Raw genomic sequence first — 16,761 nt, 5'->3', positions numbered from 1 at the left:
CATGACACAAGAAACAATGACAAAAACTGTTGCAGAACATATTGTTGATTACCTGGAACGCCGCGATGTCGAACATGTTTTTGGTTTATGCGGCCATACAAATATCGCTGTACTTGCTGCTATGGCTGATAGTCCTATTGATTTCATCACGGTAAGACATGAGCAAATTGCGAGTCATGCTGCAGATGCCTATGCTCGGATAAAAGGGAAGGCATCAGTAGTATTGTCTCACCTAAGTCCGGGACTAACCAACTGTGCCACAGGTGTCGCCAATGCAGCACTTGATTGCATCCCTATGGTGGTCATTGCAGGTGATATTCCAACTCATTATTACGGCAAGCATCCGCACCAAGAGGTCAACCTGCATGGAGATGCTCAACAGTACGAAATATATCGCCCATTTGTGAAACGAGCTTGGCGAGTTGATCGTGCAGAACTCATGGCCGAAATTCTGGAAAAGGCATTTCACTTGGCTGAAAGTGGGCAACCGGGTCCCGTTCTGGTTAATGTTCCTATGGATATTTTTTCAGAAGTAATTTCTGATGAAAGTTTCAAGCGCATTGAAAGTAATACCCGACAGCTGACCAAGCCGTCCGTTGACGATGAAACAGCAGAGAAAATTCTGGATGCTATGGCTAATGCTAAAAATCCAGTGCTCTATGTTGGAGGTGGTATTCTACTTTCTCAAGCCTCAAAAGAGCTTGAGGAGTTTGTAGATCATATGCAAATACCCGTTGCACATTCTCTGATGGGCAAAGGTGCATTACGTGATGATCATCCCTTTGTCATGGGAATGACAGGTTTTTGGGGAACAGAGTTGGTCAACCAATCCTGCCTGAATGCCGATTGGCTCTTGGCCATTGGTACTCGTTTCAAGGAGGCTGATTGTTCGTCTTGGTATCCGGGATATACATTTAATATTCCAGGTACAAAGGTCATTCACATCGACATCGAACCGTCAGAAATTGGGCGAAACTACCCAACAGAGATCGGCGTAATAAGCGATGCAAAAGCTGCGTTGCGTGTTCTAAATAGAGTAGCAAAAAAACTTTATCCAAATGGTTTTCAACGAGATGAAATTCGAAAGCAGATTACTGATTTTCGCGTTACTTTTAAACAAAGCAATAACGAGATGGCAACGAGCTCTGCTTTCCCCATGATGCCTGAGCGTATATTAGCAGACGTGCGATCTGTACTTCCCCAAGATGCGATCATTACAACAGATGTTGGCTGGAACAAAAATGGTGTTGGACAACAGTTTGATATCCTCACGCCCGGTTCCATTCTCACACCCGGCGGTTTTGCAACAATGGGTTTTGGGCCACCGGCAGCAATCGGTGCCAAAATAGCGGCGCCTGATCGTGTTGTAATCTCGCTGGTTGGGGATGGTGGTTTCGGGCAAAATCCTTCTATGCTCGCAACGGCAGTCGAACGCGATCTTGGTATTATCTGGCTCATCATGAATAACAATGCATTTGGAACCATCGCCGGATTGCAAAAAGCACATTACGGACTGACATATGGTACAACGTTCCCCGGTACAGCTGCGCAACCGTCAAATGGACCTGCGTACGCGGATATTGCAAACGCATATGGTGCCGTCGGTGTTCAGGTTTCGTCAGCAGATGAGCTTAAGTTAGCAATTGAAGATGCGATAGTAAGCAATAAGCCCACTGTAATCGACGTGCCTATGATCAATAACCCAACTCCGACAACAGGTCATTGGAACATTTTAGACATCTACTCGCCTGATAAAGATGTCTCTCACGTGTCTACATAATTCAATGCTTGTGCGGAGTTCCCATAAATTCGCACAAGTCTGTTTTCAGTTAACGGTAGGAAAGTAAAGGGACGGAAGTAACGTTGGTTTAAAGTTGGAAAGACTATGTCATTTTTTGGCATTGGTTTTTGTTCTTGCGAGGTTTCGAGCTCTTTGGTTATACAAGCAAGAATTGGTCTGATAATGTTTAAAAAATCCCGCTATGCCACATTCTTGGCATTCTGAGAGATCTATCTCTTCAGAGCTTCTTTCCTCAGGTCATGATTTCCAATGACAACCAGATTTGTAAGAGGTGAGTGATGGTGAAGTTCAGAAAATCGAACTTGGCATTGTTCAAAACTAGGTTGCTTTTACGAAATACTTAATGTCCGAGATACGCGCGAAGTGCAGCAGCCGTGCCATAACTCGAAATTAATGAATACCAATACACGAAGCGATCAACAAAATATTCATTATTGATTAAATCGCCATAGATATGGCGTTGTTGGAGCCAGATGATAGGTGTCTCTTTTGCCCGTTTTGCCGATGCCTTTAAGTCATCCCAATTCGGGTCATTATCCATAATCAAACTACCGTCTTCGCGCGTTCCCTCACACATTCGAGCCCAGATAGCTTGTGAGAGAATAAGGCCTTCGCAGGCGCTATGCACCTGCAAAGCCTGTCGTAGAGTGGGGAGTATAAATCCAGTTTGTCTGGATGAACCATCAAATGCAACACGGCGCACGGTATCGATAATTTCCGGATTTGAGAAACGTTGATCAATTAGGCGAACATAGTCTGCAGGCGTCATATTCGGAACAGATTCTACATTGGGTGCGATTTCATCGACAGCTACTTTGCGAAAATAGTTGCCAATCAGATTATGCTCCATGCAATCAGATATGAATTCGATCGAGAGCATTTCGCCAGCATTGGCTATCAGTTGATGGCCACCATTTAGAATCCGAATCTTCATTGATTCATAAGAATGAACATCATCTGTTATGGTAACTCCAACATTCTCCCAATTCGGTCTGTCATTGCAGAACTTATCCTCAATGACCCATTGCCGAAAATTCTCATGTGTTACCGGTGCGTCATCTTCAATGCCCATATCTTTGGCCAGATCCAGCTCTTTTTCACCCGTTGCAGGAACAATGCAATCAACCATTGAGTTTGGAAATGAGCAATTTTGTTCGATCCAGTTCGCAAGCGCCTTGTCACTCAAATTTGCAAGCGACAGGATTGTGTTTTTGAGAATGTCACCGTTTCCCTGAAGATTATCGCAGCTTTGGCAGGTAAACGGTTTTGAGCCTGCTGCTTTTCTTAACTTCAGCGCGGCGATGATAGCGCCAAATGCAGTGCGTGGATTATCAGGGTTTTCTGCATCAAACTTTATATCAGGATGTTGATTGTCAAATGCGCGAGTTACTGAATCGAGATAATATCCCCCCTCAGTAACAGTAAGAGAGACAATGCGTATCTCAGGTTTTGCCAGTTGCGCAATTAATGAGGAATTGTTTTCCTCTACCGCAACAAAATCTACCATGGAGCCAACAATTTCAGCAGAACGACCCTTTGGGTCAAGTTCGATCAAAGTGGTGAGATAATCTTGCTTGGCAAGTCGTTCGCATTGATGCTGATCTGCCGCGCGAACTCCAGCTCCCACTATTCCCCAATCAAACGCATCGCCTGTTTGCATTAATCGGTGTAGGTACCATGATTGATGTGCTCGATGAAAATTGCCAAGCCCGATATGAACGATCCCAGGGGTTATTGCTGACCTGTCATAATGAGGTCGCTTAATATCGGCTGGTAAGCGATTCAAAGTGGCGTTTGAAAGCTTCATGTTAACTCATCCATTGGCCACCATCGACGTTATATGTCTGAGAAAGAATGTAATCTGACTCTGAGGATGCAAGAAATATAGCCATGCCAGTTAAATCGTTTGGTGTTGCAAACCTGCCGGCAGGAACTCCCGCAGCAACCTCCGCTTTTTTCTGACCAGGTTTTTTATTTTCCAGTTTTGCAAACATTGCATCCACATGTTCCCAATGTTCGCCATCGACAACACCTGGAGCAATTGCATTGACGTTTATATTGTGTTTGATGAGATTTAGACCAGCTGACTGTGTCATCGATATTACTGCAGCCTTTGTGGAGCAATACACCAACACCAGACTCTCGCCACGGCGCCCTGCTTGAGACGCCATATTAATAATTTTGCCTCCGTGGCCTTGTTTAATCATTTGAGTGGCGGCGGCCTGCATTGTAAAAAGCGTTCCTGCCACATTGACTGAATATAGTTTATCGTAGCTTTCACGCGTAATATCAACTGTTTCTGCGGCATCAAAAAGTGCTGCATTATTGATAAGAATATCCAGTTTTCCAACTTCTTCAACAACTGAGCTTATTGCAGCGTCGATGCTCACTTGCCTGGTAACATCAAGTTGGATGGCATAGGCTGCCTCGCCAATTTCGTTGGCGGTTGCCTGAGCTGCTTCAAAGTTTACATCAGCAATGGCTACCTTTGCACCTTCACGAACATATGCTTCTGCAAACCCTCGACCAATTCCTCGTGCAGCCCCTGTAATAAGAGCTGACTTTCCCTCTAAGCGTTTCATGATATACGCAATCCCTTGTCATCAAATTTATGAATATGCTCGGTATTTGGCGTTAAATAGACCTTGTCATCATGGCGGACGCCAAATTCACCATCTGCGCGTACTGTCAAAGGTTCAGGAAATGCCTCAACATGCACGTGTAAAAATGTATCGCTGCCTAAATGTTCTGAAACCCCAACTGTGCCCTGCCATGTTCCGCTATCAGTTGAAACATGCATATGTTCAGGGCGCACGCCGATTGTATGTGCATTGTGCTTTGCTGCCTCTTCACCTTCCAGCAAGTTCATTTTTGGCGAACCAATAAAACCGGCAACGAACTTGTTTTTTGGGGTTCGATAGAGTTCTAACGGACTGCCAACTTGCTCGATAACGCCGGCTTGCAGCACAACAATTTTGTCAGCCATTGTCATGGCTTCAACTTGGTCATGGGTAACATAAACCATCGTTGTTTTTAGACGATTGTGTAGTTCACTGATTTCCAGGCGCATACCAACGCGCAAAGCAGCATCCAGATTTGACAATGGCTCGTCAAATAAAAATGCGGCAGGCTCTCGAACGATGGCACGACCAATGGCAACTCGCTGGCGCTGACCTCCGGATAATTGTCCGGGTTTGCGATCCAGATAATCAGTAAGATTCAGTGCTTTGGCCGCAGACATAATCCGCTTTTCTTGCTCTTGCGAATCCATTTTTGCCATGCGAAGCGGGAATGCAATGTTCTTACGAACGGACATATGAGGATATAGCGCATAAGACTGAAAAACCATCGCTAGTCCGCGCGTAGCTGGTGGTAAATCGGTCGCATCCTGACCGTCGATCTCTACATATCCAGAAGTCGTATCTTCAAGCCCTGCAATTAGCCTTAATAATGTTGACTTTCCGCAGCCAGAAGGACCAACAAATACAACAAATTCTCCATCGTCGATTTCCAGGTCTAGAGGCGGAATGACAGTAACATCACCGAAAGATTTCTTGACCTGTTTGAGTAGGATTCGTCCCATTATTGTTTCCTCATTTCACGGCGCCGAAGGTCAATCCTCGGACAAGTTGTTTTTGACTGAACCAGCCCATGATCAAGATGGGTGCAATGGCCATGATAGATGCAGCACTCAATTTCGCGTAAAAAAGCCCTTCAGGGCTGGAGTAACTTGCAATAAACGCGGTGAGTGGGGCAGCGTCAGCTGCCGTTAGATTGATGGTCCAGAATGCCTCATTCCAGGCAAGAATGATGTTCAACAATACGGTTGATGCCATGCCAGGTATAGCCATTGGCGCAAGCACGTACATAATTTCATTACGCAAAGATGCGCCATCCATACGTGCAGCTTCCAGTATTTCTCCTGGAATTTCTTTAAAATAGGTATAGAGCATCCAAATGATGATCGGCAGATTTATCAGCATAAGTACGATTGTTAGACCGATACGGGTATCTAACAGCCCAAAATCTCGGAAAATCAGATAAATCGGGACAAGAACACCAACTGGTGGCAACATTTTAGTTGATAGCATCCACATCAAAACGTTTTTAGTATGTTTGGCTGGAACAAACGCCATGGACCATGCCGCTGGCACTGCAATTAAAAGTCCAAGGAATGTAGACCCAACGGATATAATGACTGAGTTGGAGAAATGTTTGAAATAGTCGGATCGCGCTTGAACTGCGCTAAAACTATCAATTGTCCAGCCGGAACTAAATAGCACTTCCAGTGGAGCTCTAATTGCATCTTCTTCAGTTTTGAAAGAAAGAACGAGGATCCATAAAATTGGAAAAAATAGAAAGAAACCCAAGGTTCCAGCAATCGCTGTGTTTAATATCCGTGTTTTTGTTGAAACTGCGCGTGCCATATCGCTTCTCCTACGCGTCAAGATTCTTGCCGATCATCCGCATAAGGAAGATCGCAACGATATTGGCTAAGATAATGGCGATAACACCGCCAGCACTGCCCATACCGACATCGAATTGCAGGAGTGACGAGACGTAAATTAAATAGGTCAGGTTTGTCGTGGCCGTCCCGGGTCCACCATTGGTCGTCACAAGTATTTCGGCAAAGATCGATAATAGAAAGATTGTCTGGATTAGAATTACAACAGTTATTGCGCGTGCGAGATGTGGCAGCATTATAAACCAAAACCTGTTCCAGCGATTAGCGCCATCCATTTCAGCAGCCTCCAACTGCTCCTGATCAAGCGATTGGAGTGCGGTTAGAAGGATTAAGGCGGCAAAGGGCAACCACATCCAAGACACCATAACGGTTATAGAGATTAAGGGAATTTGGCCAAAAAAGTCGACAGGATCGAACCCCAACCCGGTAGCAATGCGCCCAAATATTCCATTGACCGGGTTCATGAACATATTTTTCCAAATAAGCGCGGAAACGGTTGGCATGACAAAAAATGGTGCAATCACCATGATGCGAATAATACCTTCGCCAAACATTGGGCGATCTAGTAACAGCGCTATCCCAAGTCCACCAACGGTGGTGATAAATAGCACACCACCCACAAGTAAAAATGTATTAATGATCGCTGCTTTAAAGCTCGGGTCGGTTACAAACCAATAGTAATTTTCCCACCCTGCGAATGGCGTCGCTCCGGGTTGTAGTAAGTTATAACGCAAGAATGAAAAATAAAGTGTCATGCACAAAGGCACAAGCATCCACCCCAGAAGCAATAGTACAGCAGGCGAGATCATTAAACGTGCGGCAGACTTAGATGCTTTGGTAGCCAAACTTACTCCTCCCTACGAATTAAATAAGCGTTTTTGAAATAAATTTCGATCGAATTTGTTTCAAAAAAACCTAAATGTAAATATTATAGCTGAATGGGCCAGTCTAAGGGAAGCCGGCCCATTCATGGGAGGATTGGTTACTTAATGTAACCCGCTTTTGTCATTTCGCGCACAGCAAACTGTTGACTGTTTGCAAGCGCAGTTTCAACCGTTTGTTGACCAGCGAGAGCCGCAGCAACTTGCTGACCGACATAGTTGCCAATGCCTTGAAATTCAGGAATTGCGACGAACTGCACACCCGTATATGGAACTGGATCACGTGTTGGATCTGCTGGGTCTACTGAGAAGATGGCATTCTTCACAGTTTCTGCAAACGGGGCAGCTTCTAGTAGTCGCGCATCACTGTGAATTGAAGCACGAGTACCACTTGGTACCGCAACCCAGCCTTCAGTCTCACCAACTTTCTGGAAGTATTCTTTAGACGTCGCCCACTTCAAGAAGTCCTTCGCAGTGTCTGTTTTTTGTGAACTTTTAGGAATAGCAAGAGCCCATGACCAGAACCAACCTGTTCCTTTATCAGTAACCTGCTTCGGCGCCTGAAAGAAATCCGTTTTATCCGCAACGCCAGATGTTGCTGGATTGCGAATGTCATTGGCAGCAGATGTTGCATCAACCCAGGTCGCGCATTTGCCGTCTTTAAATAAAGCACGGTTTTCGTTGTGACCATTTGCTGTTGCACCAGGAGGACCATATTTTGTCATCAAGTCAACATAGTAGGTGATAGCATTGTTCCACTCTTCGGAGTCCAGTTGCGGGTTCCATTGCTCATCAAACCATCGTGCACCAAATGCGTTGGCCATTGTGCCAACGAATGCCATGTTTTCACCCCATCCGGCTTTCCCGCGCTGACATGTGCCATAGACGCCGTTATCCGGATCGTGAAGCTTGGCAGCCATTTCAGCAAACTCGGTATATGTGATCTGTTCAGAAGGCACCGTAACGCCAGCTTTTTCGAACAGGTCAGTACGATAGAATGTAAATGAGGTTTCTGAATAGAGCGGAACGGCATAAAGATTGCCATCCGCAGACAGGCCATTACGCACCAATTGGAAAATATCGTCAAGATCATAATCGGCATCGTCGCCAAAATCGTTCAATGACGTTAACCAACCATTGGCACCCCAAATAGGTGTTTCGTAGGCACCGATAAACATGATGTCAAAAGAGCCGCCGTTTGTTGCAATGTCTTGGGTCGTGCGTTGACGAAGAACATTCTCTTCCAAAACAACCCAGTTGATGGAATTGCCAGTCGCTTTTTCCCACTCAGGGGCAAGCTTCTGCATGACAATCATGTCAGCGTTATTAACTGTGGCGATTGTTATTTCTTCAGCAATTGCAGCTGTCACTGTTACGGACATAAGCGCAGTTGCTGATATAAGTAAGTGCTTCAATTTCATGAAACTTCCTCCCTAGTGGTTTCTTACACCACCAAGAGTACCTCATAGTAAATGCTCGCGTCAACTATAATTTATACATGTGTATAAGAATTGACGCAAGCATGAGCTGAAACCCAGTATTTATGGTGATATAAGTATGTATAAGAATGTAAGAAAATGGAATGTTAGGCTGAATTCCGAATGCATAATTGTGCAGGAAACAGTCGATCTACTGGCAATTTATCTGTTTCCGTTGCAGCCCGAGCCTGCCTTGATACACAATCAACTGCAGCACGGCCAATGCGATGTACGTCCTGTGACACCGTGGTCATTGATGGCCACATATATTGACTAAGGGGATGGTCGTCGTGTCCTGCGACGCGAAATCCAAGTGCGCCTTCGTTGATTTCATTAAAGAGTCCGGCTTCATTCGCAGCCCTTAACGCGCCCATAGCCAAACGATCATTTGCACACAGAATGGTAGCATCTTTACTTAGTCCGCGATCAAGTAAATCTCGAACAATTTCATATCCGTGAGACTCAAAGTCCCAAACAGGTTCTTCTGATGAGGTTCGGATAACCTCTGGTGTAAGGCCAACTTCATTCATGCGTGAGCGGTATGCCTGTTCTCGTTCTCGTGAATTACTGTTCACTGGTGGCATTGTTAAGTATTTTGGGGGTGTGCCAGAGCGTCTCAGGTAATCAACCATAAGCTTCATGCTTTGAGAGTTGTCGGTGCCAACAAAAGAAAAATCTTTTTCAAGGCCAGGGCATTTGGCGTCTACAAATACAAGCGGCAAGTCTGATGAAATGCGCTTGAAGGAGGGGGTGTTTTCTTCGGCTCCAATCGGCGCCACTATCACGCCTTCAGCATTCATTGAGCGCAGGTTTTTGATGGCGCGGACTTCTTTTTCGGGATCTCCATGAGAGTTTTGGATTAAAACAGAAAAGTCCAATTCCTCAGCTCTGCGCTCTATTTCTCGAAGCAAAGTCATGTAGAACAAGTCGTTTAGATGTGGTAGGACGACACCAAACAGACCCGTTTGCTTCCTGTTCATATTTCGAGCGAAAAAGTTGGGAATATAGTCCACTGTATCTAGAAGATCGGCTATCTTTTTGGATGTAGACTTTCTAACAAGGGAGGGGTCTTGAAAATATTTTGAAAGCGTTGCGCGCGATACGCCGATCTCAGCGGACAGTTGCTCCATCGTGTTTATGCGTTTTTTGTTGCCGCCCATAAGAACTCTCCTCATATTCGGTGGGGACTGTATCACTATTTCTCTGCTCGCGTAATAAATTTTAACAACTATTGACAAATAAAAATAGACGCGCGTATAAATCCCTCTTGATTTATATGGTTTTTTGTTGAAGCGAGATCTAAATGATAATCACAGCCGGTGAATTACTTGTTGAGTTTGTGTCTCATGAATTGGACTGTGGTCTTGCAAAAACAACCCAGTTTTCGGGGCCATTTCCGAGTGGTGCACCAGCTATTTTTGCAAGTCAGGCGGCAAGGGTTGGAGCAAAATGCGGAATGATTGGCAGTGTGGGTAATGATCCTTTCGGTTCGGTGTTAATTGACCGTCTTGTCGCTGATGGTGTGAATGTCGATAGTGTCACAACACGTTCAGATCATACAACCGGAACGGCTTTTGTATCGTATTTTACAAATGGGTCACGTTGTTTTGTGTTCCACCTGAATAACACTGCAGCAGATCGAGAACTGGTTTCTCCCGTCATTTTGCCTGAAACAATTTTTCATATATCAGGTTCGTCGTTAGGTAATACGGCTTTACGATCGGGCATCATGAATATTGTTGAGGAGGTCGCGTCGGTAGGCGAGATCAGTTTTGACCCAAATATACGCCAGGAACTCATGTCTGACCCCGAGACTAGGTGTTGCTTAGATAAGATTATGGATGTTGCAACATATTTGCTTCCAAGCGATGCGGATATTGATTTTCTTTTCCCCGATAGTTCTCCCGAAGATATCATTTTAAAAATGCTAGCCATGGGCAAGAAAGCCGTTGTTGTTAAACAAGGAGCCGATGGCGCAATTGGTTCATGTGATGGCAATATCGTTAAATCAAATCCTATTGCTGTCGAGGAGGTTGATCCGACCGGAGCAGGAGATTGCTTTTGTGGAACGTTTATAGGTTTAATTGATCAGAGAGCTTCCTTTGAAGACGCTCTAAACGCAGCAACAATAGCTGGTGGGTTGCATGTTTTAGAGCGCGGCCCGATGGAATGGAACCCAACTTTGGAAGAAATCAACAAACATAAAATTTCAGAAAGAGCGTAATCCGTGGACCTAAAAGAATTAGTACGATCAAATCGGGTTGGTGAGTGCAAAGCGCTACCCAGTATCTGCACCGCAAATGAAAGCGTACTTGGTGCAACTGTGGCCTTTGCTGCAGAACATAAAATTCCTGCGTTAATTGAAGCAACTTGTAACCAGGTTAATCAATTCGGAGGTTATACTGGTTTGAGGCCTGCCGACTATGCCAAGAAAATTCGATCAAAGGCAGAGACCGCCGGTCTCCCTCAGGATGATCTGATTCTTGGTGGAGACCATTTAGGACCTAATCCGTGGAAGCATCTTGATGCAAGTAACGCCATGGAAAATGCTAAGGTTCTGGTCAAAGATTTTGTTGAAGCTGGTTTTACCAAAATTCACCTTGATGCCAGTATGGCTTGCGCAAATGAGAGTACACCATCTTTTGAGCTTGTTGCACAACGTTCAGCTGAACTTTGCCAAGTCGCGGAAGCGCATGCACCAGATGCAAGTAAATTGTGTTATGTTATTGGAACAGAAGTGCCGATTCCTGGTGGAGAAACGGATGATATGTCCGATATACAGGTCACAACGGTCGATAATTTAGCTGCCACAATCAACACCCATATCGATGCATTTGAGAAGGGTGGTGTGCCGCAGGGTATTGAAAAGTCGATCGCAGTTGTTGTTCAGCCGGGTGTCGATTTCTCCCATGATGGCATTTTTCATTATGATCGCGATAAAGCTGTAAATCTTACTCAGGCAATAGGTGAGTATGATGGTATCGCGTTTGAGGCTCATTCAACTGATTATCAATCTACAGAAGATCTATCCGCTCTTGTTGCGGATCATTCCGTTATCTTAAAAGTAGGTCCTGAAATCACCTTTCGCTTTCGTGAAAGCATAATGGCATTGGATCAACTCGAAAGGCAGTTGGGTATTAAGGACAAAGCCGACGTGATAGATGTTGTACTATCCGTGATGGATAAATCCCCCGCTGATTGGAAGAATTATTATCAGGGTGATGATGCTGAAATCGCATATCTTAAACTATATAGCCTAAGTGATCGTGTTCGGTATTACTGGGATCAGGATGAGGTGAAGTCTGCGCTTGCAAAATTGATGCACAACTTGGATACAGTTGGTATTCGATCTGCTTTGGCAACCCAACTTGGGTCTGACTTTCCTTCCCCAGAGCCTGTTCTAAGTCCTCGGTCGATCATTGATCAGCGTATCTGCACAACATTATCTCGCTATTATAAAGCCTGCGGATTAATTAGCTGATTTTGTGCAAATAACCATATCATGTTTCATTCGCAAATTGAATCTGTGGGAGGGCGGAGGATACCGAAGTTCGGGTGAGGGGTATTTCTATTAATGGTGCGGAATATTCGTTGTAGTGCAATGTCCTTGTTGATGGCGATGTAGTGAATGTTCCGACTTAATCTAGCCAAAATGAAGAATTATGTTATTTATAACGTTGTAATTAAGAGTAGCATTCATGTAGAGTAATATCTGATTATTCAATGCGGGTAGTTTTCCATTGGCATATTTCTTATGGAGATACTTATAAGGATACCGTCAATTTAACCAAGTTCTGCCAGATGTTGAATTTGAAAGAGGTCAGGTTATATGAGCAAAAAGGCGACTTTGAAGTCAATTTCTTTGGAGGCTGGGACGTCACTTGGTACGGTTTCTCGTGCGTTGAAGGATGACCCTAAAATTGCGATCACAACACGTAAACGTATTAAGGCGCTTGCGGAACAATTGGGTTATGTGCCAGATCGAGCTGCGCAAAGACTTAAAACAGGTAAAACTAAAGTAGTTAGCCTTATTCTCGATCCTCATAATGAAATTCTTGGGTTTGGTAATTCACTGGTTTCAGGTTTAACACAAGGCCTTGATGGGTCTGGGTATAATCTTACGATTACGCCTCATTTTTCCGGCAAGTCTAAAGACAGTCTAATTGAGCATATTGTGCATAATAATCAGGCTGATGGCATTATCTTTTCACGTACAAAACCCTTTGATGATCGAGTACGCTACTTACTTGAACACAAATTTCCCTTTGTATGCCACGGTAGAACAGAATTTAGTTTACCTCATCCGGTTGTTGACTTCGATAATCAGGTTTTTTGTTATGAGGCTGCACGCAGACTTGCCAGTAAAGGCGTGAAAAAAATATGTCTCTTCGCGCCAGATAGGCGTTTTACATTTCATCAACACCTGACATATGGGTTAGCGTTAGCTGCCAAAGAGAGCGGTACACGATTTATAGTGCCTGACGATATTACGCTCGATGATTCAACGCAAGATATCAGGAACTGGGTGGTAAAAAATCAAGGTAGTGAAGATGCCGCCGATGGATTTATCTGTCCAGGTGAGTCTTGCTATTTTTCTCTTATTGATGCCATGCGCTCACTTGATAGAAAGCAAGGCCGTGATTATCAGGCGGTTGTTAAAACCAGTACATCAATTTTGCAGCATATAGATCCAGATGTAGATAAAATTCACGAAGATATTCATTTGGCTGGAAAAAAAATGGCTTCTATACTTCTCGATCAAATGCAATTGGATATAGGTTATGAGAAGCAATTTATACAAGTACCAGACGTGGATTGGGACTGAAAAATTTCAAACCACGCTAACTGCAAGTCACTGATGTGAGTGACAAAATATTTAGCTAATTTCCATTCGGCTGTTTAATTCAAAAAATAGATGCCGTAAGCTAATAAACAATGCTCTACAAAATAAATATATTCAAAGAGTATTGACATAAATACTATTTATAACGTTATAAATCGAAAGGGACATTAATGTCTCTTGATGTTTTGGAGGAAAATAATGACATTTAATAAATTTGCACTGAATGCGACGGCTGCAATGCTGCTTGTTTCATCGGTTAATGTTGCTTCGGCGAATGATGTAGAAGTTTTACATTGGTGGACATCTGGCGGTGAAGCTGCCGCGATTGGCGTTTTGAAAGATGACCTTTCGACTAAGGGAGTTGGCTGGAAAGACATGCCAGTCGCTGGTGGTGGCGGTTCTGACGCCATGACAGTGTTGCGTGCCCGTGTAACAGGTGGCAACGCACCTACAGCTGCGCAAATGCTTGGCTTTGATATTAAAGACTGGGCAGAATCAACTGGTAAGTTGGGCAACCTAAACGCTGTTGCTGAAAAAGAAGGTTGGGCCGATGTTGTGCCTGCTGCTCTGCAGGAATTTTCAAAGCATGACGGCAATTGGATTGCTGCACCTGTGAACGTGCATTCAACAAACTGGGTATGGATTAACAAATCTGCTCTTGATGCTGCTGGTGGCAAGGCCCCACAAAACTGGGATGAATTGGTTGCTGTCCTTGATGCAATGAAAGCAAATGGAATCACTCCATTGGCTCATGGTGGTCAAGCCTGGCAAGATGCAACGATTTTCGATGCTGTTGTTCTGGGCGTAAGTTCTGATTTGTATAAATCTGCATTTATTGATCTTGATGAAGCTGCTCTAGGTGGCGCTGATATGGTCAAAGCATTTGAGCGTATGACTAAACTTCGCTCTTATGTGGATGACAATTTTTCTGGCCGTGACTGGAACCTAGCTTCTGCAATGGTTATCGAGGGTAAAGCCGGCATGCAAATGATGGGTGACTGGGCTAAAGGTGAATTCCTTAAAGCTGATCAAAAACCAGGTGAAGACTTCGTTTGTATTCGTTTCCCGGGTACGCAAGGCAAAGTCACATTTAACTCTGATCAATTCGTTATGTTTGATCAAGGTGATGCATCAGATGCTCAAATGGCAATGGCGGCATCTGTGATGAATCCAACATTCCAATCTGCATTTAATGTTGTAAAAGGTTCTGTGCCTGCACGTACTGATGTGCCGAATACAGATTTTGACGATTGCGGTAAAAAGGGAATGGCAGATTTTGCTGAAGCTAACAGCTCTGGCGGACTTTATGGGTCAATGGCACATGGACATGCAAATCCAGCGTCTATTAAGAACGCTATCTATGATGTTGTGACAGCCCACTTTAATGGCGAATACGACAGCGCAACAGCAGCTAAAGAGCTTGCAGCAGCTGTTGACGCCGCAAAATAGTGCCTGTTAACTAACTTGTTAAAGATCGGCAGATGTATTTTCTGCCGATCTCATTTTTAAAAGAAATAGTTGATCAGGAAAATTTTAATGGATCGCATTCAGCAGTGGTTACCACGCCTAGTGCTTGCACCAAGCTTCTTTTTGGTTCTGCTCTTTGTGTATGGATTTATACTTTATACAGGCTACTTATCCTTCACAGATTCGCGCATGCTGCCATCTTATGGCTGGGTGGGGTTTGAAAATTACAGTAAGCTATTTGCCCTGCGACATTGGAATACCGCATTGGTGAATCTCGCCATTTTTGGTATCCTTTACATCGGGATATGCTCTGTACTTGGACTGTTTCTTGCAATCTTACTTGATCAAAAAATTCGTGCTGAGGGCATCATACGCCCAATCTATCTCTATCCTATGGCATTGTCATTTATTGTAACCGGTACAGCTTGGAAATGGTTTTTGGATCCGGGTATTGGTATTGAAAACACATTTCATAATCTAGGTTGGGATAGCTTCCATTTTGCTTGGATCAAGGATCGAAATTACGCCATCTACACGGTGGTTATCGCCGCGGTTTGGCAATCTTCCGGATTTGTCATGGCGATGTTTCTTGCTGGCCTGCGCGGTGTTGATAATGAAATTATTAAAGCGGCCCAAATTGATGGCGCTTCTTCTTTTCAAATTTATAGAAGAATTATCATACCCATGATGCGACCGGTCTTTTTATCTGCATTTGTCGTGTTGGCGCATCTGGCAATTAAGGCCTACGATTTGGTCATTGCGCTGACTGGTGGTGGTCCTGGTCGAGCGACCGAGGTTCCAGCAACATTTATGTATTCCTACACGTTTACGCGAAATCAAATGGGGATTGGAGCATCATCTGCAATCATCATGATGATAATGATTTTTTCCATCATAATTCCTTATTTGTATAGCGAACTTAAAAGCGGAGATCAAAGATGAGCGGCATGATTTCTCAAGATAATGCCGTTAGTGGTAATAAGCTTACCCGTGCATTGATTTACTCGGTTCTACTGATTTTTCTGGTTTACTATCTCTTGCCGCTCTATGTCATGGTCGTGAACTCTCTTAAACCTCTTGATGAGATAAGAGGTGGCGATCTAATGGCTTTGCCAAAGTTATGGACGATTGAACCCTGGTTATCGGCATGGTCTTCCGCACAGATCGGTGTCGAATCGACGGGGTTAAAGCCGTATTTTATAAATTCAATTCTAATTGTTGTGCCTGCTGTTTTCCTTTCCACTGTGCTAGGCGCGCTGAATGGGTATGTTCTGACCAAATGGAAATTTAAGGGTGATGGAATCGTATTTGGTCTGATGCTGTTATCTTGTTTCATTCCATTTCAAATTGTACTGATCCCTGCGGCGAAGGTGCTTGGTGTCTTAGGATTATCAGGCTCTATTTTTGGCCTTATTCTTATTCATCTTGTATATGGTATTGGCTTTTCGACATTGTTCTTTCGAAACTATTATGCTGCATTCCCAACAGAGTTAATCAAAGCGGCCCAAATTGATGGGGCTACATTTTTCCAAATATTCCGACGTATTTTATTGCCAAGTTCGGGGCCAATCATTGTTGTGACGGTCATTTGGCAATTTACAAATCAGTGGAATGACTTTCTGTTTGGCGCATCTTTTTCCGGTTTCGGTTCGACACCAATGACTGTTGCATTGAACAATTTGGTGAACTCATCACACGGTGTAAAAGAATATAACGTGCATTTTGCAGGTGCCATATTGGCCGCCTTGCCAACGCTTTTGGTGTATATCGTTGCAGGTAAATATTTCGTGCGGGGCCTTATGGCCGGCGCAGTTAAAGGATAGATA

The 16,761-nt window shown here is 44.1% G+C and carries 14 protein-coding genes; 7 read left to right on the top strand and 7 right to left on the bottom strand.

The features are described from left to right. The first annotated feature begins 1 nt into the window (after position 1). Complete coding sequence (locus G3W54_RS07815; RefSeq protein WP_197742802.1) at positions 2-1,780, top strand: thiamine pyrophosphate-binding protein; 1,779 nt, start codon at positions 2-4, stop codon at positions 1,778-1,780. A 361-nt stretch (positions 1,781-2,141) separates the two neighbouring features. Here the strand turns inward: G3W54_RS07815 and G3W54_RS07810 are convergent, their stop codons facing one another. The 7 genes from G3W54_RS07810 to G3W54_RS07780 all read right to left on the bottom strand — a co-directional run bounded on the left by G3W54_RS07810 (position 2,142) and on the right by G3W54_RS07780 (position 9,785). Continuing rightward, entirely contained in the window at positions 2,142-3,608 is a 1,467-nt protein-coding gene (locus tag G3W54_RS07810; protein WP_162652521.1) for a mannitol dehydrogenase family protein, read from the bottom strand. Position 3,609: 1 nt separating this feature from the next. Next, entirely contained in the window at positions 3,610-4,383 is a 774-nt protein-coding gene (locus tag G3W54_RS07805; RefSeq protein ID WP_162652520.1) for an L-iditol 2-dehydrogenase, read from the bottom strand. Continuing rightward, positions 4,380-5,384, bottom strand: a complete 1,005-nt coding sequence (locus G3W54_RS07800) for an ABC transporter ATP-binding protein (RefSeq protein WP_162652519.1) — start codon at positions 5,382-5,384, stop codon at positions 4,380-4,382. The genes G3W54_RS07805 and G3W54_RS07800 overlap by 4 nt, the downstream gene beginning before the upstream one ends. A gap of 10 nt (positions 5,385-5,394) precedes the next feature. Beyond that, positions 5,395-6,228, bottom strand: a complete 834-nt coding sequence (locus G3W54_RS07795; protein WP_162652518.1) for a carbohydrate ABC transporter permease — start codon at positions 6,226-6,228, stop codon at positions 5,395-5,397. A 10-nt stretch (positions 6,229-6,238) separates the two neighbouring features. Continuing rightward, the gene (locus G3W54_RS07790; RefSeq protein ID WP_162652517.1) at positions 6,239-7,111 is read right to left on the bottom strand and encodes a sugar ABC transporter permease; all 873 of its coding nucleotides are present in this window, start codon (positions 7,109-7,111) and stop codon (positions 6,239-6,241) included. 137 nt (positions 7,112-7,248) lie between these two features. Beyond that, the gene (locus G3W54_RS07785) at positions 7,249-8,568 is read right to left on the bottom strand and encodes a sugar ABC transporter substrate-binding protein (protein WP_162652516.1); all 1,320 of its coding nucleotides are present in this window, start codon (positions 8,566-8,568) and stop codon (positions 7,249-7,251) included. A gap of 164 nt (positions 8,569-8,732) precedes the next feature. Further along, positions 8,733-9,785, bottom strand: coding sequence for a LacI family DNA-binding transcriptional regulator (locus G3W54_RS07780; protein ID WP_162652515.1), 1,053 nt, complete (start codon positions 9,783-9,785; stop codon positions 8,733-8,735). Positions 9,786-9,928: 143 nt separating this feature from the next. Here G3W54_RS07780 and G3W54_RS07775 point away from each other — a divergent pair, with 143 nt between their 5' ends. The 6 genes from G3W54_RS07775 (at position 9,929) to G3W54_RS07750 (ending at position 16,758) form a co-directional block, all read left to right on the top strand. Beyond that, positions 9,929-10,849, top strand: coding sequence for a sugar kinase (locus G3W54_RS07775; RefSeq protein ID WP_162652514.1), 921 nt, complete (start codon positions 9,929-9,931; stop codon positions 10,847-10,849). A 3-nt stretch (positions 10,850-10,852) separates the two neighbouring features. Further along, a complete protein-coding gene (locus tag G3W54_RS07770) occupies positions 10,853-12,106 on the top strand; it encodes a class II D-tagatose-bisphosphate aldolase, non-catalytic subunit (RefSeq protein WP_162652513.1) in 1,254 nt (417 codons plus the stop codon). 348 nt (positions 12,107-12,454) lie between these two features. Next, positions 12,455-13,450 (top strand): LacI family transcriptional regulator, encoded by a 996-nt coding sequence (locus tag G3W54_RS07765; protein ID WP_162652512.1) that lies wholly within the window; start codon positions 12,455-12,457, stop codon positions 13,448-13,450. Positions 13,451-13,705: 255 nt separating this feature from the next. Beyond that, positions 13,706-14,917 (top strand): ABC transporter substrate-binding protein, encoded by a 1,212-nt coding sequence (locus G3W54_RS07760; protein WP_244627913.1) that lies wholly within the window; start codon positions 13,706-13,708, stop codon positions 14,915-14,917. 87 nt (positions 14,918-15,004) lie between these two features. Then, entirely contained in the window at positions 15,005-15,877 is an 873-nt protein-coding gene (locus G3W54_RS07755; RefSeq protein ID WP_162652510.1) for a sugar ABC transporter permease, read from the top strand. Continuing rightward, the gene (locus G3W54_RS07750; RefSeq protein ID WP_162652509.1) at positions 15,874-16,758 is read left to right on the top strand and encodes a carbohydrate ABC transporter permease; all 885 of its coding nucleotides are present in this window, start codon (positions 15,874-15,876) and stop codon (positions 16,756-16,758) included. Before G3W54_RS07755 ends, G3W54_RS07750 begins: the two co-directional genes overlap by 4 nt. Positions 16,759-16,761: the final 3 nt, after the last annotated feature.

This window comes from Lentilitoribacter sp. Alg239-R112 (assembly GCF_900537175.1).
Classification (GTDB): domain Bacteria; phylum Pseudomonadota; class Alphaproteobacteria; order Rhizobiales; family Rhizobiaceae; genus Lentilitoribacter.
The sequence above is the reverse complement of the archived record's forward strand: the minus strand, read 5'-3'. Positions and strand labels throughout refer to the sequence as shown.

Coding starts and splice junctions, on each gene's coding strand:
- G3W54_RS07760 (WP_244627913.1), top strand. CDS start 13,706: ATGCTGCTTGTTTCATCGGTTAATGTTGCTTCGGCGAATGATGTAGAA.
- G3W54_RS07815 (WP_197742802.1), top strand. CDS start 2: ATGACACAAGAAACAATGACAAAAACTGTTGCAGAACATATTGTTGAT.
- G3W54_RS07750 (WP_162652509.1), top strand. CDS start 15,874: ATGAGCGGCATGATTTCTCAAGATAATGCCGTTAGTGGTAATAAGCTT.
- G3W54_RS07755 (WP_162652510.1), top strand. CDS start 15,005: ATGGATCGCATTCAGCAGTGGTTACCACGCCTAGTGCTTGCACCAAGC.
- G3W54_RS07810 (WP_162652521.1), bottom strand. CDS start 3,608: ATGAAGCTTTCAAACGCCACTTTGAATCGCTTACCAGCCGATATTAAG.
- G3W54_RS07795 (WP_162652518.1), bottom strand. CDS start 6,228: ATGGCACGCGCAGTTTCAACAAAAACACGGATATTAAACACAGCGATT.
- G3W54_RS07765 (WP_162652512.1), top strand. CDS start 12,455: ATGAGCAAAAAGGCGACTTTGAAGTCAATTTCTTTGGAGGCTGGGACG.
- G3W54_RS07805 (WP_162652520.1), bottom strand. CDS start 4,383: ATGAAACGCTTAGAGGGAAAGTCAGCTCTTATTACAGGGGCTGCACGA.
- G3W54_RS07780 (WP_162652515.1), bottom strand. CDS start 9,785: ATGGGCGGCAACAAAAAACGCATAAACACGATGGAGCAACTGTCCGCT.
- G3W54_RS07775 (WP_162652514.1), top strand. CDS start 9,929: ATGATAATCACAGCCGGTGAATTACTTGTTGAGTTTGTGTCTCATGAA.
- G3W54_RS07785 (WP_162652516.1), bottom strand. CDS start 8,568: ATGAAATTGAAGCACTTACTTATATCAGCAACTGCGCTTATGTCCGTA.
- G3W54_RS07800 (WP_162652519.1), bottom strand. CDS start 5,384: ATGGGACGAATCCTACTCAAACAGGTCAAGAAATCTTTCGGTGATGTT.